The sequence below is a fragment of the Lysobacter korlensis genome (genome assembly GCF_042434515.1).
Genome location: NZ_JBHLTG010000011.1, coordinates 44476 through 67508, shown reverse-complemented (window position 1 = coordinate 67508; position 23033 = coordinate 44476). Strand labels below are relative to the sequence as shown.

The following is a 23033-nucleotide window of genomic DNA, read 5'->3' as shown; positions in this document are numbered from 1 at the left end:
CGGTCAGCGCTGCAGCAGCGTGTCCAGCCCCACGGCCATCGCCGCCGCGAGGCGGAAGTCGACGCGGGGGTCCGGAACATCGATGGTGTAGCGATCGCCGATGGTCATCTGCCGGGCGCTGGACATCACGACGGCGCCGGTCTGCTTGTCGGTGAAGTCGAAGTGGACCGGGAACGCGAACTCGGTGAACCGCCGGAGAACGGCGATGACGACGTTGCGCTCCTGGCCGTACGCGTCGATCCCGGGCCCGCCGAGGTGGAAGCTGGAGCGCAGCAGGCTCGCCGTGAAGTCCTTCCGGAAGTAGCCGATCGGGGTTCCCGCGGCGTCGAAGACGTCGTAGACGGCCGCGAGATCCATCGCCTGGCGCGCCTTGAAGGAGAAGACGGGCACCGTTCGCGACTCGTCCGTGAAGAAGGTCACCTGCTCCCGGAACGCCATCCGCTTCTGCTGGGCGACCGCCAGCAGTTCGCCGACGCTGCCGTCCGGATTCGCGGCGCGGATCTCGTACCGGTTCACCATCATCGTGAGGCGCTGCTTCACGAAGAAGCGGGACCGGTGATCCACGCCTCCCCCGGGGACGGACGGCTGGCCAGAGGTCGGATTGCTCACGCGTCCGAGTGTACGAGCCCGCTGCGACGCCGACACGCCGCCGCCCTCTCGAACATCCGTTCGCATCGGGATATCGTCCTCAATAGGGATGCAACGACACGGGTTGTCCACCGGAACAGCAGCCTCCGACGCGATGTCGGACGGTGTTCCTACAGTGACAGCAGAACGTCGAACGCGTTCTTCAGCCTTTGTCGGGAGGCTGACGGCCTTGCACCACCGGCCGACAGCGGATCGACAGCCTATGGGCAGCCACCACGACTCCAGAAGGAGCAGCAATGCCATCACCTGCAGACCGCGAGAAGGCCCTCGAGACCGCCCTCGCCCAGATCGACCGCCAGTTCGGCAAGGGCACCGTCATGCGTCTCGGCAGTGATGAGCGCGCTCCCGTCGCGATCATCCCCACCGGCTCGATCGCCCTCGACGTCGCCCTCGGCATCGGCGGACTGCCCCGCGGCCGCATCATCGAGATCTACGGACCGGAGTCGTCGGGCAAGACCACGCTCACCCTCCACGCCATCGCCAACGCCCAGCGCAACGGCGGCATCGCGGCCTTCATCGACGCGGAGCACGCGCTCGACCCGGAGTACGCGAAGAAGCTCGGCGTCGACATCGACTCCCTGCTGGTGTCGCAGCCCGACACCGGTGAGCAAGCGCTCGAGATCGCGGACATGCTGGTGCGCTCGGGCTCCATCGACCTGATCGTCGTCGACTCGGTCGCCGCCCTGGTGCCCCGCGCCGAGATCGAGGGCGAGATGGGCGACTCGCACGTCGGCTTGCAGGCGCGTCTCATGTCGCAGGCGCTGCGCAAGCTGACCGGTGGGCTGAACCAGACCAACACCACGATGATCTTCATCAACCAGCTGCGCGAGAAGATCGGCGTGTTCTTCGGCAGTCCTGAGACGACGGCCGGCGGCAAGGCGCTGAAGTTCTACGCCTCGGTACGCCTCGACATCCGCCGGATCGAGACGCTGAAGGACGGCACGGAGGCGGTCGGAAACCGCACCCGCGTCAAGGTCGTGAAGAACAAGATGGCGCCGCCCTTCAAGCAGGCCGAGTTCGACATCCTCTACGGCGTCGGCATCTCCCGCGAGGGGAGCCTCATCGACTTCGGGGTGGAGCACAACATCGTGCGCAAGTCCGGCGCCTGGTACACCTACGAAGGCGACCAGCTCGGGCAGGGCAAGGAGAACGCGCGCAAGTTCCTCGCCGAGAACCCCGACATCGCCAAGGACATCGAGACCAGGATCCTCGCGAAGCTCGGCGTCGGAGAGGCCGGCAAGGCGGCTGCCGCTGCAGCGGCGTCGGACACGCCGAACGTGGAGTCGATCCAGGGCAAGCTCGCCGCTCGCAAGGCCTCGGGCTCCTGACGGTGACGCCTTCCGACGGCCGCCTCGCCCCCGTCAGCTACCTCCCCGGGGTGCTGCCGCCGGCGAGCGGCCCGTCGGAGGCCGCGGACGCACCCGATGAGCGGGCAGAGAAGCTCGGCGCCGTGAGCCAGGCATTCGACAACTGGACCCGCGACTCCGACGACGCGAGCGAACCGCTCGCGGAGCGCCCGGCGGACAAGAAGACGGCGCGGCGGGCGGAGAACGTCAGCATGAACGCGCTCACCCGGCGCGGGATGTCGCGGCGCGAGCTCGAGCGGGTGCTCCTGGCCCGTGAGCTCGATGAGTCCACCGTGGCGGCCGAGCTGGACCGGCTCCAGGGCGTCGGCCTCCTCGACGATCGAGCCCTTGCCCACGACCTCGTGTCGCGGCTGCGCGACCGCAAGGGGCTCGGCCGCACCGCGGTCGCAGCCGAGCTCTCCCGCCGCCTGCTGCCCGGCGACGTCATCACCGAAGCGCTCGACTCGATCGAGAGCGACGACGAGTTGGAGACGGCGCGTGAGCTCGCCATCCGACGCGCGGAGCAGCTGCGCTCGCTCGATCGTGCGACCGCCGAGCGGCGCCTCTCCGGCTTCCTGCAGCGGCGCGGGTACTCCGGAGACATCGTCCGCACCGCGGTCACCGAAGCACTCCGCGGCACCGCCTCGCCGGGAGTGACCTTCCGCTAGTCCGCTGGGCTCTCTGGCGGGTGCAATGCCCGCGACGGTCCGCGCTCCGACCGGCGATGCGGGCCAGCGTCTACACTGGCCGAGTCATGACCCTGCTCGAAGCCACGCCGGCGCCGGCGCCGGAAGCGCCACGCACCTATGAGGTGCGCACCTACGGCTGCCAGATGAACGTCCACGACAGCGAGCGGCTGAGCGGCTCGCTGGAGGCCGCCGGCTACGTCCGCGCACGGGACGGCGAACCCGACGTCGTCGTTCTCAACACCTGCGCCGTGCGGGAGAACGCCGACAACAAGCTCTACGGCAACCTCGGCCATCTGGCGGCCGTGAAGAAGACCCACGCCGGGATGCAGATCGCCGTCGGCGGATGCCTCGCCCAGAAGGACAAGAGCGTCATCCTCGAGAAGGCGCCCTGGGTCGATGTCGTCTTCGGCACCCACAACATGGGCTCCCTGCCCGCGCTGCTGGAGCGAGCACGGCACAACGGTGAGGCGCAGCTGGAGATCCTCGAATCCCTCGAGGTGTTCCCCTCGACCCTCCCCACCCGGCGTGAGTCCGCCTACAGCGGATGGGTGTCCATCTCCGTCGGCTGCAACAACACCTGCACCTTCTGCATCGTGCCGTCGCTGCGGGGCAAGGAGAAGGACCGCCGGCCGGGGGATGTGCTCGCGGAGATCCAGGCCCTCGTCGACGACGGCGCTGTGGAGGTCACACTCCTCGGGCAGAACGTGAACAGCTACGGCGTCGAGTTCGGCGACCGGCTGGCCTTCGGCAAGCTGCTTCGCGCGGCAGGCCGGATCCCCGGCCTCGAGCGCATCCGGTTCACGAGCCCGCACCCGGCCGCGTTCACCGACGACGTCATCGACGCCATGGCGGAGACGCCCGCCGTCATGCCGCAGCTGCACATGCCGCTGCAGTCGGGCTCCGACCGGATCCTCCGGGCGATGCGCCGCAGCTACCGCTCGGAGAAGTTCCTCGGGATCCTCGACCGGGTGCGCGCTCGCATCCCGCACGCTGCCATCAGCACCGACATCATCGTCGGGTTCCCCGGCGAGACCGAGGCCGACTTCGCCGACACGCTCCGCGTCGTCGAGGCCGCGCGCTTCGCCTCCGCGTTCACCTTCCAGTACTCGATCCGACCAGGGACGCCCGCTGCGACGCTGCCGGACCAGGTGCCGAAGCAGGTCGTGCAGGAGCGCTACGAGCGACTCATCGCGCTCCAGGAGGGGATCTCCTGGGAGGAGAACCGGAAGGTGGTCGGACGCACCGTGGACGTGCTCGTCTCCACCGGTGAGGGGAAGAAGGACGCGGCAACCCACCGCATGAGCGGCCGCGCCGAGGACTCCCGCCTCGTGCACTTCGAGGTGCCTTCCGGCTCCCCGTCGCCGCGGCCGGGCGATGTGGTGACGGTCGAGATCACGCACGCCGCCCCGTTCCATCTGCTCGCCGACAGCACCGACGGCGCCCCACTGCGCATTCGGCGGACTCGGGCCGGCGATGCGTCGGACCGCGCGGATGCCGCCTCCTGCGGTGTGCCCGCACCGGCCGGCGTCACGGCAGGCGGAACGCGGCAGGTGTCGCTCGGCCTTCCCGTCCGGTCGTCCGCGCCGCGCGACGCGACGATCCACCCCGCCGACGACGGCCAGCGCTGACGGCGGTGTCGGGGACCGCGCCAGCGCCGGCGCCCGCTGAGGGGAGCGGCCAGCCGATCGTGGCGGTCGTCGGCGCCACCGGCACCGGCAAGTCCGCCCTCGCGCTGGACCTCGCCGAGCGACTGACGTCGGCGGGGCGGCCGGCCGAGATCGTCAACGCGGATGCGATGCAGCTGTACCGCGGCATGGACATCGGCACCGCGAAGGTCCCGGAGGAGGAGCGGCGCGGCATCCCGCATCACCTGCTCGACGTGCTCGACCCCGCCGACGAGGCGGCGGTCGCCTGGTATCAGGCGCAGACGCGGCGGGTGCTCGGTGAGATCCTGGGCCGCGGCGGCGTGCCGATCCTGGTCGGCGGATCTGGGCTGTACGTCTCGAGCGTGCTCTTCGACTTCCGGTTCCCCGGCACCGACCCTGAGGTGCGCGCACGCCTCGAGGACGCGCTGGAGACGCACGGCCCGGGCATGCTGCACCGACGGCTCGTCGCCGTCGACCCCGAGGCCGCGTCGGCGATCGGTCCACGGAACGGCAGACGGCTGGTGCGGGCGCTCGAGGTCATCGAGCTCACCGGTGAGCCGTTCGGCGCCGGGCTGCCCAGCGCCGCGGAGTTCTGGCGGCCGGCGGTCCTGCTGGGGCTCCGCGCTCCCCGTGCAGAGCTCGTGCGCGCACTCGACGCCCGCGTCGAGGAGATGTGGCGCTCCGGCATCCTCGACGAGGTGCGGACGCTCATGCCGCGGGGGATGGGTTCCACCGCCAGCCGCGCGATCGGCTACGCGCAGGCGCTGGCGCAGCTCGCCGGGGAGGTGGAGGAGCGCGAAGCGATCGAGAGCACCGCCGCGCTCACCCGCCGCTACGCCCGGCGGCAGGTGGGGTGGTTCTCGCGGTATCCGCAGATCCAGTGGCTGAGCTGGGACGACCCCAGCCGAGTCGAAACGGCGCTCGGTAGGCTGGACCGGTGACGACGATCTCCTTCACCAAAGGCCAGGGCACCGGCAACGACTTCGTGCTCTTCGCCGACCCGGACGGTGAGATCGACCTGACCCCCGCGCAGCTCGCTGCGATCGCCGACCGGCACTTCGGCATCGGCGCCGACGGCGTGCTGCGGGCGGTCCGTTCGCGCAACCTGTCTGAGGGTGCCGCCGCGCTGGCGGAGGAGAGCGCGGCCGAGTGGTTCATGGACTACCACAACGCCGACGGCAGCGTCGCGGAGATGTGCGGCAACGGGATCCGCGTGTTCGTGCGGTACCTGCTCGAGTCCGGGCTGGTGGAGCTGCCGGACGGCGGCACCCTGCCGATCGGCACCCGCGCCGGCGTCCGCGACGTTCAGCGCAGCACCAACGGTTTCTCCGTCGACCTCGGGCGCTGGGCGCTCGTCGCCGGCGACACCGTCGTGCGGGCGAAGAACCTGCCCGTCGCCCGGCCGGGGCTCGGCATCAACGTCGGCAACCCCCACGTCGTCGTCGCGCTCGCGAGCGACGAGGAACTCGACGCCGCGGACCTCAGCTACGTTCCGAAGGTCGAGCCCGAGCCGGAGGGCGGCATCAACGTCGAGTTCGTGGTGCCGGCCGAGCCCCTGGTGCGCGACGGGGTCGGGCAGATCAGGATGCGGGTGCACGAGCGGGGGAGCGGGGAGACGCTCAGCTGCGGCACCGGTGCGGCCGCCGCGGCGCTCGCGACCCGTCATTGGGCCGGCCCCGGCGCACCGAACGCCTGGCGCGTCGCCGTGCCGGGTGGTGTGGTCGGGGTGCGGATGTTCCCCGCCGAGGACGGCGAGCACGTCGCGCTGAGCGGTCCCGCGGAGCTCGTCTTCGACGGCGCGCTGGAGCTCTAGAACGGGCGCCCTCCGTCACTCCGCGGGCGTTCGCACCTCGAGCACTCGGTAGCCCTTGGCGGACGCCGCCCGCTCGACGGCGAATCCCTCCGGCAGCTCATCCTGCATCCAGCGGTGGAGCGAGTCGGAGCCGAGGTTCCGCTGCACCACGAACCACGCCGAGGCGCCGGGCTCGAGGCGCGGCAGCCAGCGCAGCAGCAGCGCATGCAGCTCCGCCTTGCCGACCCTGATGGGCGGATTCGACCAGATCGTCGCGAATCGGAGGTGCTCGGGAATCCCGTCGGGAAGCGTTGCGTTGACATTGGTGAGCCCGAGAGCGGATGCGTTCCGCCGTACCAGCTCGAGGGCTCGCTGGTTCACGTCGACCGCCCAGACCGTCGCCTCCGGCGATTCCAGGCCGAGGCTGAGCGCCACGGGACCCCAGCCGCAGCCGAGGTCGAGCAGGTCTCCGCCGTCGGGCGGAGCCGGAACGGTGTCGAGGAGGACCTGCGTGCCCGCATCCAGCCGCTCGGGGCTGAACACCCCGCCCGCGGTGGTGATCGTCCGTTCCGCGCCTGCGAGCCGCACGGTGACGGATCGCACCGTGAAGTCGCTCTCCGGTGACGCGGAGAAGTAGTGGTCACCGGCCATGCACCGAATCTACAGAACCGCGGAACCGGCGGCGGGCCGGCCGGACCGCTGAGAAACACAACCCGAGAACCGAGGAACGACACGAAGTATGGTGGGACCGATGTCTGATACGACTCCTGGCACCTCGTCGACGCCTGCCGAGGATGTGGTGAACCGCGTGCTGGCGAACGACGCCAGCCGCGCGTCCGGCTACGCCATCTTCCCGGCGTCCGGCCGAGCCGACGCCCTGCAGCGTGAGGACCCCGACCGGAACGCGTTCTCCGTCGACTCCGACGGTGAGCAGTTCGACCGCGAGGACCGCGCCGCGCTTCGCCGCGTGCAGGGCCTCTCCACCGAGCTCGAGGACGTCACCGAGGTCGAGTACCGGCAGCTGCGGCTGGAGAACGTCGTGCTGATCGGCGTGCACTCCGGAGGCTCGCTCGCCGAGGCGGAGACGTCTCTCCGCGAGCTCGCCGCCCTCGCCGAGACCGCGGGTGCCCGCGTGCTCGACGGTCTGCTCCAGCGCCGGCCGCACCCGGATCCCAGCACCTACTTCGGGCGTGGCAAGGCCCAGGAACTGGCGGACGTCGTCGCCGCGCTGGGCGCCGACACGGTGATCGCCGACACCGAGCTCGCCCCCAGCCAGCGCCGCGCGCTCGAGGACGTGGTGAAGGTCAAGGTCATCGACCGCACCGCAGTCATCCTCGACATCTTCGGTCAGCACGCGAAGACCCGCGAGGGCAAGGCGCAGGTGGAGCTCGCGCAGCTGCAGTACCTGCTTCCGCGCCTGCGTGGTTGGGGTGAGTCGATGTCCCGCCAAGCCGGTGGCCAGGTGGGAAGCGCCGGCGCCGGAATGGGAAGCCGCGGCCCCGGTGAGACCAAGATCGAGCTGGACCGCCGCCGCATCCACACCCGGATGGCGCGGCTCCGCAAGCAGATCAAGGGTTTCGCGCCCGCCCGGGAGGCGAAGCGTGCGAACCGCGGCCGGCGCGCCATCCCCAGCGTCGCGATCGCCGGCTACACCAACGCCGGCAAGTCGAGCCTGCTGAACCGGATAACCCGGGCGGGGGTGCTGGTCGAGAACGCGCTGTTCGCCACCCTGGACCCGACGGTCCGCCGTTCCCAGACGCCGGACGGCCGCGTGTTCACCCTCGCCGACACCGTCGGGTTCGTGCGCAATCTCCCCCACCAGCTGGTGGAGGCGTTCCGGTCGACTCTGGAGGAGGTGGCGAAGGCCGACGTGATCGTGCACGTCGTCGACGCCTCCCATCCCGACCCCGGGAGCCAGATCGCCACGGTGCGTGACGTGATCGGTGAGGTCGACGGCCGGGCGATCCCCGAGATCGTCGCGTTCAACAAGAGCGACCTGGTGACCGAGGATGAGCTGCTGGTGCTGCGCGGGCTCGAGCCCGACGCGGTGTTCGTGTCGGCGCGGACCGGTGCCGGGATCGATGAGCTTCTCGGGAAGATCTCCGACCTGCTGCCCAAGCCCGAGATCGAGTACGAGCTGCTGGTGCCGTTCGACCGCGGCGACGTCGTGGCGCTCGCGCACGATCGTGGGCGGGTCCTCTCGCTCGACTACGAGGAGGACGGCACGCGCGTCCGCGTGCTGGTCGACCCGGCCGTCTCCGACCCGTTGCGGCCGTTCGTCGTCCCGGCCTGAGCGCCGTTCTTCTCGCGGCCGTGGTCAGGCGTCCCGCCGGCGCAGCGCCACCGCGCCGAGCGCGAGCGCGACGGCTGCCCAGCTGAGCACCACAAGCGTGGCCACACCGGGGGAGAGGGAGGTGACCTCCGCGCCGTCGGGCACGTCCTGCGGGATGCTGAACATGAGCGAACCGGCGTTGGAGATCAGATAGGGCATCAGGTCGCGCGCCCATTCGGCGATCATCGCGAACAGCTCGAACACGACGGGCAGCACCAGAATGGCGCCGAGTGCCGCGGCGATGCCGCCGGCGCTGCTGCGGATCAGCGTGCCGAGACCCAGCGCGAACACCGCGACGAGGCCGAGGTACAGGGCTCCGCCGCCGAGCGCCAGTGCGAACTCCGGGTCGAGCAGGCTCGCGTCCAGCCCCTTCGGCTCGCGCAGCGGCGCGGTGGCCAGGAACACGGTGAGCACGGTGACGAGTCCCACCACGGTGGTGCTGACGAACAGCACGATCGCCTTCGCCCACAGCACCGGCAGCCGGCGCGGGACGGCGGCGAGGCTCGACTTGATCATTCCGGTGGAGTACTCACCGCTCACAACCAGCACGCCGAGCACGGCGGCGATGAGCTGCCCGAAGTTCAGCCCGACGGTGCAGACCAGCAGAGCGAGCGTGCGCGCCGAGTCCTCATCCGGGCGGATCGCGTTCCCCTCGGCATCGGACCCGAGCGTGAACGTCGCCGCCATGAGGAGCCCGATCGCGAGGGAGAGCAGCACGATGAGGCCCAACGACCACAGCGTCGAGCGCAGTGTGACGAGCTTGATCCACTCGGAGCGGAGCACCCCGCCGAAGCTGAGCTTCGGAGCGGCCAGTGAGGTCGGTCGGACGGCGGTGGCGGTCATCGGTTCGCTCCTTCGGCGATGTTCTGGCCGGCCGAGCGGTACTCGACCTCGTCCTGCGTGAGTGAGAGGTAGGCGTCCTCGAGCGAACCGCTCACCGGCGTGAGCTCGTGCAGCACCAGCGAGTGTCGCGCCGCCGTCTCGCCGATGTCGGGAGCAGAGCTGCCGGTGACGAGCAGCGCGCCGTCCTCCGCACGCGTCACGGTGACGGCGGGCGACGACAGCGCAGCCGACAGCGCCTCAGGATCCGTGCTGCGGACCCGGACCGTAGCCGCGCCGGCCATCGCGATGATGTCGGCGACCGGGGCGTCCGCCACGACCTTTCCGCGACCGAGCACGATGATGTGGTCGGCGGTCTGCGACATCTCGCTCATCAAATGGGAAGACAGCAGGACCGTGCGCCCCTCCGCCGCCAGAGCGCGCACCAGCGTCCGCACCCAGCGCACACCTTCGGGATCCAGACCGTTCACCGGCTCGTCGAGGATGAGGGTCGCGGGATCGCCCAGCAGCGCAGCGGCGATGCCGAGCCGCTGGCCCATCCCGAGCGAGAACCCCCCGACCCGCTTCCGGGCGACCGGGTCGAGGCCGGTCATGCCGATCACTTCCCGCACCCGACTGCGGCCGATCCCGTGCGTCGCCGCCATGGCGCGCAGGTGGTTCTCCGCTGTCCGCCCCGTGTGCACCGCCTTCGCGTCCAGCAGCACGCCGACCTCGCGCAGAGGCGCGGCGTGCTCGGCGTAGTGCGATCCGTTCACCGTCACCGTGCCGGCGCTCGGCCGGTCCAGTCCGACGATCATCCGCATGGTCGTCGACTTGCCCGCGCCGTTCGGTCCGAGGAAGCCGGTCACCATCCCCGGCCGGACCATGAAGTCGACGGAGTCCACCGCGGTCTTCGGTCCGTACCGCTTGGTCAATCCCTGAGCCTCGATCATGGCGCTCCATTCCGTCGCGTCGCCGGGGCGCCGTGATCGGAGGCCCCGCCTCGACGCTAGGGCACGCGGTCGGAGCGGGGCGTCCCCCGCGAGGCGGGTCTTCTGTGCGTGATATTCATCCCAGCGGATGACATCCGCGCCGCGCCGGCGCGCCTCAGACCGCGCGGAGGACCGCCACGACCTTGCCGAGGATCTCGGCGTAGTCGCCGAGGATGGGCTCGAAGGCGGTGTTGCGGGGAAGCAGCCAGGTGTGACCGTCGCGCTGACGGAAGACCTTGACGGTCGCCTCCTCGTCGAGCATCGCTGCGACGATCTCGCCGTTCTCGGCCGTCTTCTGCTGCCGGACGACGACCCAGTCGCCGTCGCAGATGGCGGCGTCGATCATCGAGTCGCCGACGACCTTGAGCATGAACAGCTCACCCTTGCCCACGAGCTGGCGGGGGAGCGGGAAAATCTCGTCCACCTGCTGCTCGGCGGTGATCGGGATGCCGGCGGCGATCCGTCCGACCAGCGGCACCATCGCGGCGTCGTCGACCGGCGCGGCGCCCTCGGAAGGGGTGCCGGGGACGTCGAGCAGCACCTCCAGTGCGCGGTTGCGGTTGGCGTCACGGCGCAGGTAGCCGGCAAGCTCCAGCCGCTTCAGCTGGTGGGTGACGCTGGAGAGCGACGCGAGCCCCACCGCGTTGCCGATCTCCCGCATGCTCGGCGGATAACCGCGCTGCGCGACCGAGCGTGAGATGAACTCCAGGATGGCGGTCTGCTTCTCGGTGAGGTTCGGGCGAGTGCCGTGTGGCGCCTCGGGGAGGTGCGTCTCGTTCGTTCCGTCCACGGTGATCCTCAATGTCAGTGGCTGCTGGTCGACTGGCTCCAACAATTCGAAACTGTATCCACTCGGGCGCCGAATCGGAACCTTTGTTCGGCAGTGTCGCGAAATCCGGGCTCGAAACCCGCCCGGAGTGCTTGAACGTATGTTCGCATCGCGGTACTGTTCGAACATAGCTTCGTATCCGGCACTCCCGGCCGAGTGCCGGATACGACAGCTTCCCCGCACCGGATCGGCAGTACGCAGCAGGTCGGGCAGACAGAGAGAGGTCGCACTCATGAGCACCGCAACCCACACCGCAGCAGCCCCGTTCCCCGCCAGCCGTCATGTCGGCATCCAGCCGGTGGGGACGGAGCCGGTCGTCCACGCCGGAGCGCCCGTACGGGCCCGGCTGCGGATCACGCGACGGGGACGCGCTGTGCTCTCCACCGTGATCGCGCTCCCGCTGGTGCTCGGAACGGCGGCGGCGGTTCTGAACGGCGGCGGCGCGGTGGCAACGGGCACGGCATCCACAGCGGAATTCAGCTACGTCGAGGTGGAGGAGGGTCAGTCGCTCTGGGCCCTTGCCGAGACACTCGCGCCGCAGGCGGACCCGCGGGATGTCATCTCCGCGATCGTCCGGCTCAACGCCCTTCCGTCTGCGGACGTCCAGCCCGGCGAGCGTCTCGCCATCCCCTTCGAATATCTGCCCTGACCGGCTGATGGACCGAAGCCGGCTCCCGGCGCCCAGCCTCTGAGGTCCGTGCCGGAGCCTGCTCAGTAGAATTCCCCGGTGACGACCCTCGACGAGCTGCCGATCCGCGACGACCTCCGCGGCCTCACCCCCTACGGCGCACCGCAGAAGACGGTGCGCGTGGCGCTCAACGTCAACGAGAACACGCATCCCGTCCCGGAGGACGTCGCCGACGCCATCACCGCGTCGCTCGCGCAGGCGCTTCGCACGGTGAACCGGTACCCGGACCGGGAGTTCCACAGCCTTCGGGAGAGCCTCGCCGGCTACCTCGGCCGCGGCATCACACCTGAGCAGGTGTGGGCGGCGAACGGGTCGAACGAGATCATCCAGCAGATCCTCCAGGCGTTCGGCGGTCCCGGCCGCAGCGTGCTCGGGTTCCCCCCGACCTACTCCATGCACTCCATCCTCGCCGCGGGCACCGGCACCCGCTGGGTTCCGGGCAGGCGGGACGCCGCCTACGCAATCTCACCGGCGACGGCGGTCGCCGAGATAGCGGCTCACCGGCCGGACATCGTCTTCTTCTGCGCCCCGAACAACCCGACCGGCACGCCGCTGTCGATGGAGACCGTCGAGGCGGCCTACGACGCGACCGGCGGCATCGTCATGGTGGATGAGGCGTACGCCGAGTTCGCCGCCGCGGGCACGCGAACGGCGCTGGAGCTGCTGCCCGGGCGTCCCCGGCTCATCGTCACTCGCACCATGAGCAAGGCGTTCGCCTTCGCCGGCGCCCGGGTCGGCTATCTCGCCGCCGACCCCGCCATCGCCGACGCGCTGCGGCTCGTGCGGCTGCCCTACCACCTCTCTGCGCTGACGCAGGCCGCCGCGATCGCCGCGATCGCGCACGCCGACCGGATGCTGGCAATGGTGGACGAGATCAAGGTGCAGCGGGATCGACTGCTCACCGAGCTCCCGCGACTGGGCTACGAGCCGCTGCCGAGTGCGAGCAACTTCGTGCTGTTCGGCGGGATCGAGAACCCGCAGCGGATGTTCGAACAGCTTCTGGCGGAGGACATCCTGGTGCGGGACGTCGGCATTCCGAACACCCTTCGGGTGACCGCGGGGACCGAGGAGGAGACCAGCACCTTCCTGGAGACGCTCGGTAGGATCGGCTCATGACCGGCGGCCGAGTGGCACACCTCCAGCGTGAGACGAGCGAGTCGAGCATCGATCTGCGGATCGACCTCGACGGCACGGGTGCCTCCGACATCCAGACCACGGTGCCGTTCTTCGACCACATGCTCACCGCGCTGTCAAAGCACTCGCTCATCGACCTCAGCGTCCGGGCGAACGGCGACACCGGGATCGACGTCCACCACACGGTGGAGGACACCGGAATCGTGCTCGGCAAGGCACTGGCTCAGGCACTCGGCGACAAGTCCGGCATCTCGCGCTTCGGCGACGCCGTCGTTCCGCTCGACGAGGCGCTCGCGCGCGCCGTCGTCGATGTTTCCGGCCGCCCCTACCTGGTGCACACCGGCGAGCCGGAAGGGTTCGAGCACCACCTGATCGGTGGCCACTTCACCGGCTCGATGGTGCGGCACGTGTTCGAGGCCATCACCTTCGCCGCCGGGCTGACCGTGCACCTGACCGTGCTCGCCGGCCGCGACCCACACCACATCGCGGAGGCGCAGTTCAAGGCGTTCGCCCGCGCGCTGCGGAAGGCGGTCGAGCCGGACCCCCGGGTCGCCGGGATCCCGTCGACCAAGGGGGCCCTCTAGTGGCCCAGCCCTCCGTCGCGGTGCTCGACTACGGCTCCGGGAACATCCACTCGGCGGCGAAGGCTCTCGAGGCTGCCGGCGCCGAGGTGGAGCTCACCGCGGACCGGAAGCGCATCCTCGACGCCGACGGGCTCGTCGTGCCCGGGGTCGGCGCGTTCGCGGCGGTGATGGAGGCGCTCACCGCGGTGCGGGGCGATGAGCTGATCGACCGGCGGCTCGCCGGCGGACGCCCGGTGCTCGGCATCTGCGTCGGGATGCAGGTGATGTTCGAACGCGGGCTCGAGCGCGGGCAGGACACCGCCGGACTCGGCGAGTGGCCCGGGAAGGTGACCCAGCTGAACGCTCCGGTGCTGCCGCACATGGGCTGGAACACCGTCTCGGCGCCCGACGACTCGGTGCTCTTCGCCGGACTCCGGGACGAGCGGTTCTACTTCGTCCATTCCTTCGCCGCCCAGGAATGGGAGATGCCCCAGAGCGGCAGCATCCCGCCCGCGAAGCTCACCTGGGCCGAGCACGGCTCCCGGTTCCTCGCCGCTGTCGAGAACGGCCCGCTCTCCGCGACCCAGTTCCACCCGGAGAAGTCGGGGGAGGCCGGCATCCGGCTGCTGCGCAATTGGGTCCAGTCCCTCTGACGCGACCGTCGCCCGCAAACAGGACTAGTATCTGAATCTTGTTGCGGCCACCCTGCTGGGGTCGCGCGAGAGGCACAAACGGCAATGAGCGAGTTCAGCACAGGCCCCAGGCTGGTCCTTCTCCCGGCGGTCGACGTCGCGAGCGGCAAGGCCGTCCGGCTCACCCAGGGTGAGGCCGGCACCGAGACCAACTACGGCGACCCGGTGGATGCGGCGCTCGAGTGGATCGATCAGGGCGCGGAGTGGATCCACCTGGTCGACCTCGACGCGGCGTTCGGCCGCGGCAACAACCGGGCGACCATCAAGAAGGTCGTGAAGAACGCCCGGAGCGTGAACGTCGAGCTCTCCGGCGGCATCCGTGACGACGCGTCGCTCGAGGCGGCGCTCGCCACCGGCGCGAAGCGGATCAACCTCGGCACCGCGGCGCTGGAGAACCCGGAATGGGCGGCCCACGTCATCGCCGAGTACGGTGAGGCGATCGCCGTGGGCCTCGACGTGCGTGGCACGACGCTCGCCGCCCGCGGGTGGACCAAGGAGGGCGGTGACCTGTTCACCGTGCTGGACCGGCTGGAGCGAGCGAACTGCGCCCGTTACGTCGTCACCGACGTGACCAAGGACGGCACCATGCGCGGGCCGAACATCGACCTGCTCCGCGACGTGCTGGAGCGGACCCGGCGACCCGTCGTCGCGTCGGGCGGCGTCTCGAGCCTCGACGACATCGCCGAGCTCCGCGAGCTCGTGCCGCTCGGTCTCGAGGGTGCGATCGTCGGCAAGGCGCTGTACTCCGGGGCGTTCACGCTCGCTGAGGCGCTCGACGTCGCGGGCTATTGAACCGGACCGACAGCGCGGGCGTGCCCTGGTCGGGCCGCCATTTCGAGCAGAACACCCATGCGGATGACGACGGGTCGGCACCCGAGGCACTGCGGCTGGCGCTGGAGCGCTTCCGCGCCGGATCGGGCAGCCAGGCCGACGTGGTCGACGCTGTCCGCGGATCCCGGCTGCTGATCCCGCTGCTCGCGGAGCTGGGCGAGGCCGGCGTGAGCCAGACCGGGCAGACGGTCGACAAGAGCCAGGAGCTCTCGATCGTCACGGTCGCCGCCCCCGATGGCCGCAACGCGATGCCGGTGTTCTCATCGGTCGACGCGATGCGAGCCTGGAACCCCGACGCCCGCCCGGTGCCGGCCGCCGGAACGCGCGTCGCGCTGGCCGCGGTCGCCGAGGGCACCGACCTCGTCGTGCTCGATCCCGGGTCGCCGGCCACCTTCGTGCTGCGCCGGCCTGCGCTCTGGGCCATCGGCCGGCAGCACCCCTGGCAGCCGAGCCCCGACGACCGCGAGGTGGCGGCGGAGTTCACGCGGCTGACCGCGGCCGAGCCGGCGATCCGTGCCATCCGACTGCACCCGGGCGACCCGGAGGCGCGACTCAGCGGCCCCGAGCTCCTCGTGGAGCTCACCCTGGTCGACGGACTCGACCGTGCCGGCCTCGATGCTCTGCTGGCACGGCTCGCCGAGCGTTTCGCCGCAAGCGAGCTCATCGCGGACCGGGTCGACAGCATGGGGGTCCGCCTCGCGAGGTCCCCCTGATGCGTCACCTCGCCTTCCTCCTCGCCGTCACCGTCGCCGGAGTGGTCACCGTCGGCTGCTCGGCGCCCCCTTCTCCGGAAGCTCCAGCCGGCCCGCAGTCCGCACTGACGACCGAAGTCCAGCTCGAGCACGACGGCCTGGAGCGCAGCTTCCGCGTCACCGTTCCCGCCGACGCCGGCGACAAGGAGCTGCCCATGCTCGTCGCCCTGCACGGGGCCGGAGGTTCAGCGGTGACGCTGAGCTATCTGACCGGCTTCGACCTCGCGGTTCCGGACGCCCGGTTCGTGCTCGTCGAGCCCAACGGGACTGGGCCGGATTCCGGCACCCGCACCTGGAACGCCGGCACCTGCTGCGGCTCGTCAGTGGGCACCGTGGATGACGTGGGATTCCTCGCAGCGATCCTGGACCGGGTCGCCGCCGACTTCCCGGTCGACGCGGACCGCGTCTACCTGGCCGGCTTCTCGAACGGCGGGATGCTCGCCTATCGGGCGGCGTGCGAGCTGGGGGAGCGTGTGGCGGGCATCGCGGTCGTCGCCGGAACCATGAACGTCGAGGGCTGCCCGGCCGCGGCGCCGGTTCCGGTGCTCGCCGTGCACGGGGACGGGGACACCGTCGTGCCGTTCGCCGGCGGAGAGAGCAGCTACGGGGATCCGCGGGTGGAGCCCTGGTACAACCTGCCCGTCGAGGAGGCGGTCGGCTTCTGGGCCGAGCGGAATGGATGCCCATCCGAGCCCGAGGAGTCGACCGTCGGTGCCGCGCGGGTGATCGAGTGGGACGGCTGCTCCGTGGAGCTCTGGGTGGTGCAGGGCGGCCGCCACACCTGGTTCGGCGGACCCATGTCAGCCGGAAGCGGGCTGGAGCCGGACGGCGCTCCCTCGGCGACGGATCTCGTGCTCGACTTCTTCGGGCTGACCGCGTAAGCCGGGCGGCGTCAGCCGGTCCGCCCGCCCGGCCGGCGAGCCTCGTTCGCCTCGCGGAAGAGCGCCCAGGCGTCGGCGACCGGACCGACGTGTCCGAGCTTGTCGGGATTGAGCACCGCGCGGATGCCCTGGATCCGCCCGTCGAGCACGTCGAGCGCCCAGGTGTTGACCACGTTGTCGTGCCGGTCACGGAAGATCGCACCCGGCTGACCGTTCACCTCGTGCAGCTCGATCCTCCCCCCGATCCGGAAGAACCACGGGAGGCTCGAGGCCAGCAGCCGCGCCACCTTATCGGCGCCGCGAATGGCCCTCGCGAACTGCGGCGCCTTGCCGCCGCCGTCGCCGACCATCTGCACATCGGCGGCGAGAAGACTCTGCAGCCCATCGAGGTCGCCCTTCCGGAGAGCGTCGAAGAACCGCGCCGCCAGCTCATCGCGCTCCTTGCGGTCTGCCTCGAACCGGGGACGTCCGGCATCCATATGACGCCTCGCCCGCGTCGCAAGCTGACGGCACGCCGCCTCGGATCTCCCCACCGCCGACGCGATCTCGCCGAACCCGAAACCGAAGACCTCGCGCAAGACGAAGACCGCCCGCTCCAGCGGGCTGAGCCGCTCGAGCAGCAGCAGCGCCGCCATCGATACCGAGTCGGCCAGCTCGGCGGCTCGTGCTGGATCCTCATATGGGTCGTCGAGCAGCGGTTCCGGGAACCACTCCCCGACGTACTGCTCCCGCCGGGAGCGGGCGGAGCGCAGCACATCGATCGAGATCCGCGTCACGACCGCGGACAGGAACGCCTTGGTCGACGCCGGTACGGTCGGTGAGGCGTCGTAGCGCAACCAGGTCTCCTGGACCGCGTCCTCCGCCTCCGCCACGCTGCCGAGGATCCGGTACGCGATCGCGAACAGCAGTGGCCGAAGCTCCTGGAACTCCTCCACGCGGCTCACGCCAGCTCCTTCCTGAAGCCCTGCCGCCACGAGGGGTACCGCAGCTCCCAGCCGAGCTCCCGCTTCGCCTTTCCGTTGGAGAAGCCACGCCCCTGCTCCATCATCAACACCGCCACGTCACCGGCCAGCAGCCGCGCCAGCCATGCGGGAACGCGCATGGGCGGCGATGCGCCCGCGCTCGTCGCCAGATAGGGCAGCCACTCCTTCGCCGGGGCCGGCTCGTCGTCGACGACGTTGAACACGCCCATCACCTTCTGCTCCACAGCCAAGACCGTAGCGCTGGCCGCGTCGTCGACGTGCACCCATGACGTGTGCCCCGCACCGCTCCCGACGAGCGGGTACCTGCGCCTGCGAAGAAGTTCGACCTGGTCGTCCATGGCACCGGGCCCGTAGAGCGCCCCGTACCGCAGCACAGCGCCTCCGGCCGTGAGGACGGCGTCCTCCAGGTAGCGGATCGCCGCCATCGCGTCCCCGGCCGCCGTCCCGTCGTGCCAGGCAAGCGGGTCGTCTTCGGTCTTCACCCACCCGCCCTCGGCGATCCCGTTCCAGCTCGCATGGCTCTGCGCGACGAAGTGCGACACACCGGCCGCCTGGGCGGCAGCGAGCAGGTGGTCCGTTCCCTCAGTCCGCAGCCGGTTCGTGGTGGCGAACCATCGGTCCATGTGCCTGATATCCGCCTTGCCGGCGAGCGAGGTCATCTGGTGCACCAGAACGTCAGGCTGCGCGGTGGCCACCGCCTCACCCACCGACGCCGCGTCGAGCCCGTCCATCACGACCGGCTCCGCGCCGAGCCGCTGCAGCTGCGCCAACTTGGCTGAGCTGGTCGTGGTGGCGATCACCGAATGTCCTCGAGCCAGCAGGCGGGACACGACTCGTCTCCCGATCATCCCGGTCCCGCCCGCCACGAACACCCGCATGACGTTCCCTTCCGATCTGGAATCGATCTCCTATTGCCTGAGACGGGACAGGCCGGCTCTTCGTGACATCGTGGTGCGCCCGGCGTTGTCACAAACCCTCAGCGCAGATCGTCACACTGAGGACAGGGCCGGAAACCGGCCGGATGGAGCAGCAGATGAACATTCCCGAACGCCAGATCTCCACGTCCGTGCTGGTCATCGGAACCGGCGGTTCCGGGCTGCGGGCAGCCATCGAGCTTTCGGAACGCGGTGTCGACGTTCTCGCGGTCGGCAAGCGGCCACGTAACGACGCCCACACCTCGCTCGCCGCGGGCGGCATCAACGCGGCGCTGGGCACGATGGATGCCGAGGACAGCTGGCAGCAGCACGCCGCCGACACGATCAAGGAGAGCTACCTCCTCGCCAACCCGCACACGGTCGAGCTCGTCACTCGGGGAGCCAAGCGCGGGATCGAGGATCTCGAGCGCTACGGCATGCCCTTCGCGCGCGAAGAGGACGGGCGGATCAGCCTGCGCTTCTTCGGCGCCCACAAGTACCGTCGCACCGCATTCGCCGGCGACTACACCGGACTCGAGATCCAGCGCACGCTCGTCAACCGCGCGACCCAGCTCGGCATCCCCGTCCTCGACTCGGTGTACATCACGCGCATCCTCGTGAAGGACAACGTCGTGTTCGGCGCCTACGGTTTCGACCTCAACGACGGCACGCGGCTGCTGATCCACGCCGATGCCGTCATCCTCGCGGCGGGCGGCCACAACCGGATCTGGCGGCGCACCTCGTCGAGACGCGACGAGAACACCGGCGACTCATTCCGGCTCGCCGTCCTCGCGGGCGGGCGCATCCGGGATCCCGAGCTCGTGCAATTCCACCCGAGCGGCATCCTCGAGCCGGAGAACGCCGCGGGCACCCTCATCAGCGAAGCCGCCCGGGGCGAGGGCGGCATCCTGCGCAACGCGCTCGGTGAGCGGTTCATGGCGAAGTACGACCCCGAACGCATGGAGCTCTCCACACGCGACCGGGTCGCCCTGGCGGCCTACACGGAGATCAAGGAGGGCCGCGGCACCGAGAAGGGAGGCGTGCTGCTCGACATCTCCCACCTTCCCCGACAGACCATCATGACCAAGCTGCCTCGCGTGTACCAGACCATGCTCGAGCTGCAGATGCTCGACGTCACCACCACCCCGATGGAGATCGCCCCGACCGCCCACTATTCCATGGGTGGCGTGTGGGTGCGGCCCGAGGACCATTCCACCGACGTCGCCGGGCTCTACGCCATCGGCGAGGCGTCCAGCGGTCTGCACGGCGCCAACCGGCTCGGCGGCAACTCCCTCATCGAGCTCCTCGTCTTCGGCCGGATCGTCGGCGAGGCGGCGGCGGCGTACAGCGCCGGACTGGCGGCGCACGTCCGGTCGGTCGATGCCATCGAGGAAGCCCGCCGTGAGGTGACCGACACGCTCGCCTCGGACGGCGAGGAGAACGTGCGGGCGCTGCAGCGCGCCATCCGCGACACCATGACCGAGCACGCCGGGGTGGTGCGCGACGAGGCCGGGCTCACCGAGGGTCTCGCCAAGCTCGACGAGATCGAGGCGCGCTTCGACGAGCTCGGCGTGCACCCGGATGTCGCGGGCTTCCAGGACCTGGCACACGCGTTCGACCTCATGGCGGCCGCCCTCTCGGCGAGGGCCACCCTGCGGGCGGCTCTCGAGCGTCGTGAGACGCGCGGCGCCCACAACCGCAGCGACTACCCCGACCTCGACCCGGAGCTGCAGGTCAATCTCGTCTGGTCGATCGACGACACCGTCGCGCGCGAGGCGATCCCGCCGGTGCCCGAGGAGATCCGGGCGCTCATGGAGGACGTCTCCACGGAGGGCAAGCTGGTGGAGTAGCGGGTCAGTTGACCGGCCCGGTCCACTTTTCGCCGGGTCCCTTGCCGGGCGGGTCCGGGATGGGGGACGCCTCCCGGAACGCCAGCTGCACCGTCCGAAGCCCGTCGCGCAGGGCCAGGGCGTGGTGGTCGCCGAGCTCGGGCGCACTCGCGGTCACGAGGCCCGCGAGGGCGTTGATGAGCTTCCGCGCCTCGTCCAGGTCGATGTGGCCCTCGGGGTCCTCCGCGAGACCGCACTTCACCGCGGCCGCGCTCAGCAGGTGGATCGCCACCGTGTTGATCACCTCGACCGCGGGCACATCGGCGATGTCCCTGATCTCGGATGCCGCGATCTGGTCGGACGCGTCGTCACTCATGGCGGTACTCCCCAATGGCCGAATCTGGCCGGATGGAACGGATGGGCAGGATGCGGTAGCATGGTCCGGGCTCCGGGACTGTTCCCGGAAACGAAAGTGGAGATTCTCCCACCCAGGGAACCGCCTCAACAGGTTACCGGGTAGTCACACTCCGCCGGCGCGAGCCGGTAGCCAGGGTGTCTGTGCCACGCAGTGCGTGTCAGGAAATTTTCTCTCTCGTTGTCGTGCTGCGTCCGCAGCACGACCAGCCGCAAGCGCAAGCCAAGGAGAGAACGCATCAGCGAACCCAGAACTAACGACCGTATCCGCGTCCCGGAGGTCCGACTCGTCGGACCTGGCGGCGAGCAGGTCGGGGTCGTCAAGATCGAGGTGGCCCTGAGACTCGCCCAGGAGGCGGAGCTCGACCTCGTCGAGGTGGCGCCCAACTCGCGACCTCCCGTGGTCAAGATCATGGACTACGGCAAGTTCAAGTACGAAGCAGCGCAGAAGGCCAAGGAGGCCCGACGCAACCAGGCGAACACCATCCTCAAGGAGGTCCGGTTCCGCCTCAAGATCGACAAGCACGACTACGAGACCAAGCGCAAGCGCGCCGAAGGGTTCCTCAAGGCGGGGGACAAGGTGAAAGCCATGATCCTCTTCCGCGGTCGTGAGCAGTCCCGTCCAGAGCAGGGCGTGCGTCTGCTGCAGAAGTTCGCCGAGGATGTGGCGGAGTTCGGTTCCGTGGAATCGACCCCGACCATCGACGGGCGGAACATGGTGATGGTCATCGGACCGCTGAAGAACAAGGCGGATGCGAAGGCAGAAGCCAACGCCAAGCGCGCTGACAACAGGGCGCAGAGACTGACAGAGGAAGAGTAATGCCCAAGCAGAAGACGCACTCCGGCACCAAGAAGCGCTTCAAGGTGACCGGCTCCGGCAAGATCATGAAGCAGCAGGCCGGGATGCGCCACAACCTGGAGAAGAAGTCCTCGAAGGTCACCCGCCGGCTGAACCAGGAGCAGGTGCTCGCACCCCAGGACGCCAAGGTCATCAAGAAGCTCCTCGGCAAGTAACCCGCCGCGACGGTAAGGAAGAAACGAAATGGCAAGAGTCAAGCGGGCCGTCAACGCCCACAAGAAGCGCCGGGTCATCCTGGAGCGTGCCGAGGGATACCGCGGCCAGCGTTCACGTCTGTACCGCAAGGCGAAGGAGCAGGTCACCCACTCCCTCGTCTACGCGTACCGTGACCGCCGCCAGAAGAAGGGCGACTTCCGTCGTCTCTGGATCCAGCGGATCAACGCCGCATCGCGTGCGAACGGGCTGACCTACAACCGCCTGATCCAGGGTCTGAACCTGGCCGGAGTCGAGGTCGACCGCCGCATCCTGGCGGAGCTGGCGGTGAACGAGCCGGCCACCTTCGCCGCCCTCGTCGAGACCGCTCGCGCCGCCCTACCTGCGGACACCAGCGCCCCCAAGACGGACGCTGCGTAGGTTGATCGATAACCCGCGCTCGCCTCGAGTGCGCGCGGTGGCGAAGCTCGCCAAGAGAGATGCCCGGTCCGAGACCGGGCTCTTTCTGTTGGAGGGCCCGCAGGCGGTGCGTGAGGCGTTCGCCTTCTCCGCGGAGGCGGTGCTCGAACTGTTCGCCACGCCGACCGCGCTGGAGCGCCACCCCGAGCTGGGGCGCGCCGCCGCGGAGGCGGGTGTCGAGGTGGAGTTCGTCACCGAGGCGGTGCTCGACGCGATGGCCGACACCGTGACGCCGCAGGGCTTCGTCGCCGTCGCCCGGCAGTTCCCCACCTCGGTGAAGGAACTCCTCCGCGGTGGTCCGACGCTGATCGCGCTGCTGCAGGAGGTGCGCGACCCGGGCAACGCGGGCACCATCATCCGCGCCGCCGACGCCGCCGGCGCCGACGGCGTCATCTTCACCGGGCGCAGCGTCGACCTCTACAACCCGAAGGTCGTCCGGTCCACGACCGGCTCGCTCTTCCATGTGCCGGTCTCCACCGGCGTGGCGCTCGAGGCCGTGATCGAGCGCATCCGCGCCGCCGGCATCCAGGTGCTCGCCGCGGACGTGAAGGGCGATGACTTCCTCGCGGTGCGGTCCGACGGGCTCCTCCGGAAGTCCACCGCGTGGCTGTTCGGCAACGAGGCGCGGGGGCTGGCCGACGAGCATCTGGCGCTCGCCGATCGCGTCGTCCGGCTGCCGATCTTCGGCAGCGCCGAATCCTTGAACCTCGCGACGGCGGCGTCCGTCCTGCTGTACGAGAGCGCCTTCGCCCAGCGCTCCTGAGCCCTGTCACACGCACCTCCGGAGT

Annotated in this window: 26 protein-coding genes; 18 read left to right on the top strand and 8 right to left on the bottom strand. The window is 70.1% G+C overall.

Annotation, left to right across the window (positions count from 1 at the left end; translation table 11 throughout):
• Window positions 1-3 precede the first annotated feature (3 nt).
• Window positions 4-609 carry an LURP-one-related family protein gene (locus ACFFGH_RS30235; protein ID WP_386675862.1) on the bottom strand — a complete coding sequence of 202 codons (606 nt, stop codon included), beginning with the start codon at window positions 607-609 and terminating at the stop codon, window positions 4-6.
• 275 nt (window positions 610-884) lie between these two features.
• On the opposite strand from ACFFGH_RS30235, the gene recA reads away from it, so the two are divergent.
• The 5 genes from recA (at window position 885) to dapF (ending at window position 6142) form a co-directional block, all read left to right on the top strand.
• Complete coding sequence (recA, locus tag ACFFGH_RS30230) at window positions 885-1976, top strand: recombinase RecA (protein WP_386675860.1); 1092 nt, start codon at window positions 885-887, stop codon at window positions 1974-1976.
• 2 nt (window positions 1977-1978) lie between these two features.
• Window positions 1979-2662, top strand: a complete 684-nt coding sequence (locus tag ACFFGH_RS30225) for a regulatory protein RecX (RefSeq protein ID WP_386675859.1) — start codon at window positions 1979-1981, stop codon at window positions 2660-2662.
• 86 nt (window positions 2663-2748) lie between these two features.
• Window positions 2749-4311 (top strand): tRNA (N6-isopentenyl adenosine(37)-C2)-methylthiotransferase MiaB, encoded by a 1563-nt coding sequence (gene miaB, locus ACFFGH_RS30220; RefSeq protein WP_386675857.1) that lies wholly within the window; start codon window positions 2749-2751, stop codon window positions 4309-4311.
• A gap of 5 nt (window positions 4312-4316) precedes the next feature.
• Window positions 4317-5270, top strand: a complete 954-nt coding sequence (miaA, locus tag ACFFGH_RS30215; RefSeq protein WP_386675855.1) for a tRNA (adenosine(37)-N6)-dimethylallyltransferase MiaA — start codon at window positions 4317-4319, stop codon at window positions 5268-5270.
• The gene (gene dapF, locus ACFFGH_RS30210) at window positions 5267-6142 is read left to right on the top strand and encodes a diaminopimelate epimerase (RefSeq protein ID WP_386675853.1); all 876 of its coding nucleotides are present in this window, start codon (window positions 5267-5269) and stop codon (window positions 6140-6142) included. Before miaA ends, dapF begins: the two co-directional genes overlap by 4 nt.
• A 15-nt stretch (window positions 6143-6157) precedes the next feature.
• On the opposite strand, the gene ACFFGH_RS30205 is transcribed toward dapF, so the two are convergent.
• Window positions 6158-6772 carry a class I SAM-dependent methyltransferase gene (locus tag ACFFGH_RS30205; protein ID WP_386675851.1) on the bottom strand — a complete coding sequence of 205 codons (615 nt, stop codon included), beginning with the start codon at window positions 6770-6772 and terminating at the stop codon, window positions 6158-6160.
• A gap of 100 nt (window positions 6773-6872) precedes the next feature.
• Between ACFFGH_RS30205 and hflX the strand changes: the two genes are divergently transcribed.
• Window positions 6873-8414: a GTPase HflX gene (hflX, locus tag ACFFGH_RS30200; protein WP_386675850.1), complete on the top strand. Its 1542-nt coding sequence runs from the start codon at window positions 6873-6875 to the stop codon at window positions 8412-8414.
• A 24-nt stretch (window positions 8415-8438) separates the two neighbouring features.
• Here the strand turns inward: hflX and ACFFGH_RS30195 are convergent, their stop codons facing one another.
• The 3 genes from ACFFGH_RS30195 to lexA form a co-directional block, all read right to left on the bottom strand.
• The gene (locus ACFFGH_RS30195; protein ID WP_386675848.1) at window positions 8439-9296 is read right to left on the bottom strand and encodes an ABC transporter permease subunit; all 858 of its coding nucleotides are present in this window, start codon (window positions 9294-9296) and stop codon (window positions 8439-8441) included.
• Window positions 9293-10225: an ABC transporter ATP-binding protein gene (locus ACFFGH_RS30190; RefSeq protein WP_386675846.1), complete on the bottom strand. Its 933-nt coding sequence runs from the start codon at window positions 10223-10225 to the stop codon at window positions 9293-9295. The genes ACFFGH_RS30195 and ACFFGH_RS30190 overlap by 4 nt, the downstream gene beginning before the upstream one ends.
• 154 nt (window positions 10226-10379) lie before the next feature.
• Window positions 10380-11099 carry a transcriptional repressor LexA gene (gene lexA / locus ACFFGH_RS30185; protein WP_386675844.1) on the bottom strand — a complete coding sequence of 240 codons (720 nt, stop codon included), beginning with the start codon at window positions 11097-11099 and terminating at the stop codon, window positions 10380-10382.
• A gap of 226 nt (window positions 11100-11325) precedes the next feature.
• Here lexA and ACFFGH_RS30180 point away from each other — a divergent pair, with 226 nt between their 5' ends.
• The 7 genes from ACFFGH_RS30180 to ACFFGH_RS30150 all read left to right on the top strand — a co-directional run bounded on the left by ACFFGH_RS30180 (window position 11326) and on the right by ACFFGH_RS30150 (window position 16634).
• On the top strand, window positions 11326-11742 hold the full coding sequence (locus tag ACFFGH_RS30180) for a hypothetical protein (protein WP_386675842.1): 417 nt from the start codon (window positions 11326-11328) through the stop codon (window positions 11740-11742).
• Between the two features lie 78 nt (window positions 11743-11820).
• Window positions 11821-12897 carry a histidinol-phosphate transaminase gene (locus tag ACFFGH_RS30175; protein WP_386675841.1) on the top strand — a complete coding sequence of 359 codons (1077 nt, stop codon included), beginning with the start codon at window positions 11821-11823 and terminating at the stop codon, window positions 12895-12897.
• Window positions 12894-13499, top strand: a complete 606-nt coding sequence (hisB, locus tag ACFFGH_RS30170) for an imidazoleglycerol-phosphate dehydratase HisB (RefSeq protein WP_386675839.1) — start codon at window positions 12894-12896, stop codon at window positions 13497-13499. The genes ACFFGH_RS30175 and hisB overlap by 4 nt, the downstream gene beginning before the upstream one ends.
• The gene (gene hisH, locus ACFFGH_RS30165) at window positions 13499-14131 is read left to right on the top strand and encodes an imidazole glycerol phosphate synthase subunit HisH (RefSeq protein ID WP_386675837.1); all 633 of its coding nucleotides are present in this window, start codon (window positions 13499-13501) and stop codon (window positions 14129-14131) included. Before hisB ends, hisH begins: the two co-directional genes overlap by 1 nt.
• 84 nt (window positions 14132-14215) lie before the next feature.
• Window positions 14216-14962 carry a bifunctional 1-(5-phosphoribosyl)-5-((5-phosphoribosylamino)methylideneamino)imidazole-4-carboxamide isomerase/phosphoribosylanthranilate isomerase PriA gene (gene priA / locus ACFFGH_RS30160; protein WP_386675835.1) on the top strand — a complete coding sequence of 249 codons (747 nt, stop codon included), beginning with the start codon at window positions 14216-14218 and terminating at the stop codon, window positions 14960-14962.
• A gap of 20 nt (window positions 14963-14982) precedes the next feature.
• Window positions 14983-15714 (top strand): SseB family protein, encoded by a 732-nt coding sequence (locus ACFFGH_RS30155; protein WP_386675833.1) that lies wholly within the window; start codon window positions 14983-14985, stop codon window positions 15712-15714.
• Window positions 15714-16634 (top strand): CE1 family esterase, encoded by a 921-nt coding sequence (locus ACFFGH_RS30150; protein WP_386675831.1) that lies wholly within the window; start codon window positions 15714-15716, stop codon window positions 16632-16634. Before ACFFGH_RS30155 ends, ACFFGH_RS30150 begins: the two co-directional genes overlap by 1 nt.
• A gap of 11 nt (window positions 16635-16645) precedes the next feature.
• Here ACFFGH_RS30150 and ACFFGH_RS30145 read toward each other — a convergent pair whose 3' ends face one another.
• Together ACFFGH_RS30145 and ACFFGH_RS30140 are read right to left on the bottom strand one after the other, a co-directional pair.
• Window positions 16646-17578, bottom strand: a complete 933-nt coding sequence (locus ACFFGH_RS30145) for an RNA polymerase sigma-70 factor (protein ID WP_386675829.1) — start codon at window positions 17576-17578, stop codon at window positions 16646-16648.
• A complete protein-coding gene (locus ACFFGH_RS30140) occupies window positions 17575-18495 on the bottom strand; it encodes an NAD-dependent epimerase/dehydratase family protein (protein ID WP_386675827.1) in 921 nt (306 codons plus the stop codon). Before ACFFGH_RS30140 ends, ACFFGH_RS30145 begins: the two co-directional genes overlap by 4 nt.
• A 155-nt stretch (window positions 18496-18650) precedes the next feature.
• On the opposite strand from ACFFGH_RS30140, the gene ACFFGH_RS30135 reads away from it, so the two are divergent.
• A complete protein-coding gene (locus ACFFGH_RS30135; protein WP_386675825.1) occupies window positions 18651-20381 on the top strand; it encodes an L-aspartate oxidase in 1731 nt (576 codons plus the stop codon).
• Window positions 20382-20385: 4 nt separating this feature from the next.
• Here the strand turns inward: ACFFGH_RS30135 and ACFFGH_RS30130 are convergent, their stop codons facing one another.
• Window positions 20386-20736, bottom strand: coding sequence for a DUF1844 domain-containing protein (locus ACFFGH_RS30130; protein WP_386675823.1), 351 nt, complete (start codon window positions 20734-20736; stop codon window positions 20386-20388).
• A 192-nt stretch (window positions 20737-20928) separates the two neighbouring features.
• On the opposite strand from ACFFGH_RS30130, the gene infC reads away from it, so the two are divergent.
• From infC to ACFFGH_RS30110, 4 genes are read left to right on the top strand one after another with little or no spacing between them, the layout of a single operon-like run.
• Window positions 20929-21594, top strand: a complete 666-nt coding sequence (gene infC / locus ACFFGH_RS30125) for a translation initiation factor IF-3 (RefSeq protein ID WP_386675821.1) — start codon at window positions 20929-20931, stop codon at window positions 21592-21594.
• A complete protein-coding gene (gene rpmI / locus ACFFGH_RS30120) occupies window positions 21594-21788 on the top strand; it encodes a 50S ribosomal protein L35 (protein WP_386675819.1) in 195 nt (64 codons plus the stop codon). The genes infC and rpmI overlap by 1 nt, the downstream gene beginning before the upstream one ends.
• A 28-nt stretch (window positions 21789-21816) precedes the next feature.
• Complete coding sequence (gene rplT / locus ACFFGH_RS30115) at window positions 21817-22206, top strand: 50S ribosomal protein L20 (RefSeq protein ID WP_386675817.1); 390 nt, start codon at window positions 21817-21819, stop codon at window positions 22204-22206.
• Window positions 22207-22234: 28 nt separating this feature from the next.
• Window positions 22235-23008: a TrmH family RNA methyltransferase gene (locus ACFFGH_RS30110; RefSeq protein ID WP_386676045.1), complete on the top strand. Its 774-nt coding sequence runs from the start codon at window positions 22235-22237 to the stop codon at window positions 23006-23008.
• The last annotated feature ends 25 nt before the right edge of the window (window positions 23009-23033 follow it).

Bases quoted from the DNA above. Each gene is read 5' to 3' on its own strand.
- recA (WP_386675860.1), top strand. From the start codon at position 885: ATGCCATCACCTGCAGACCGCGAGAAGGCCCTCGAGACCGCCCTCGCC.
- miaB (WP_386675857.1), top strand. From the start codon at position 2,749: ATGACCCTGCTCGAAGCCACGCCGGCGCCGGCGCCGGAAGCGCCACGC.
- ACFFGH_RS30205 (WP_386675851.1), bottom strand. From the start codon at position 6,772: ATGGCCGGTGACCACTACTTCTCCGCGTCACCGGAGAGCGACTTCACG.
- hflX (WP_386675850.1), top strand. From the start codon at position 6,873: ATGTCTGATACGACTCCTGGCACCTCGTCGACGCCTGCCGAGGATGTG.
- ACFFGH_RS30195 (WP_386675848.1), bottom strand. From the start codon at position 9,296: ATGACCGCCACCGCCGTCCGACCGACCTCACTGGCCGCTCCGAAGCTC.
- ACFFGH_RS30190 (WP_386675846.1), bottom strand. From the start codon at position 10,225: ATGATCGAGGCTCAGGGATTGACCAAGCGGTACGGACCGAAGACCGCG.
- ACFFGH_RS30180 (WP_386675842.1), top strand. From the start codon at position 11,326: ATGAGCACCGCAACCCACACCGCAGCAGCCCCGTTCCCCGCCAGCCGT.
- hisB (WP_386675839.1), top strand. From the start codon at position 12,894: ATGACCGGCGGCCGAGTGGCACACCTCCAGCGTGAGACGAGCGAGTCG.
- priA (WP_386675835.1), top strand. From the start codon at position 14,216: ATGAGCGAGTTCAGCACAGGCCCCAGGCTGGTCCTTCTCCCGGCGGTC.
- ACFFGH_RS30150 (WP_386675831.1), top strand. From the start codon at position 15,714: ATGCGTCACCTCGCCTTCCTCCTCGCCGTCACCGTCGCCGGAGTGGTC.
- ACFFGH_RS30140 (WP_386675827.1), bottom strand. From the start codon at position 18,495: ATGCGGGTGTTCGTGGCGGGCGGGACCGGGATGATCGGGAGACGAGTC.
- ACFFGH_RS30135 (WP_386675825.1), top strand. From the start codon at position 18,651: ATGAACATTCCCGAACGCCAGATCTCCACGTCCGTGCTGGTCATCGGA.
- ACFFGH_RS30130 (WP_386675823.1), bottom strand. From the start codon at position 20,736: ATGAGTGACGACGCGTCCGACCAGATCGCGGCATCCGAGATCAGGGAC.
- rpmI (WP_386675819.1), top strand. From the start codon at position 21,594: ATGCCCAAGCAGAAGACGCACTCCGGCACCAAGAAGCGCTTCAAGGTG.
- rplT (WP_386675817.1), top strand. From the start codon at position 21,817: ATGGCAAGAGTCAAGCGGGCCGTCAACGCCCACAAGAAGCGCCGGGTC.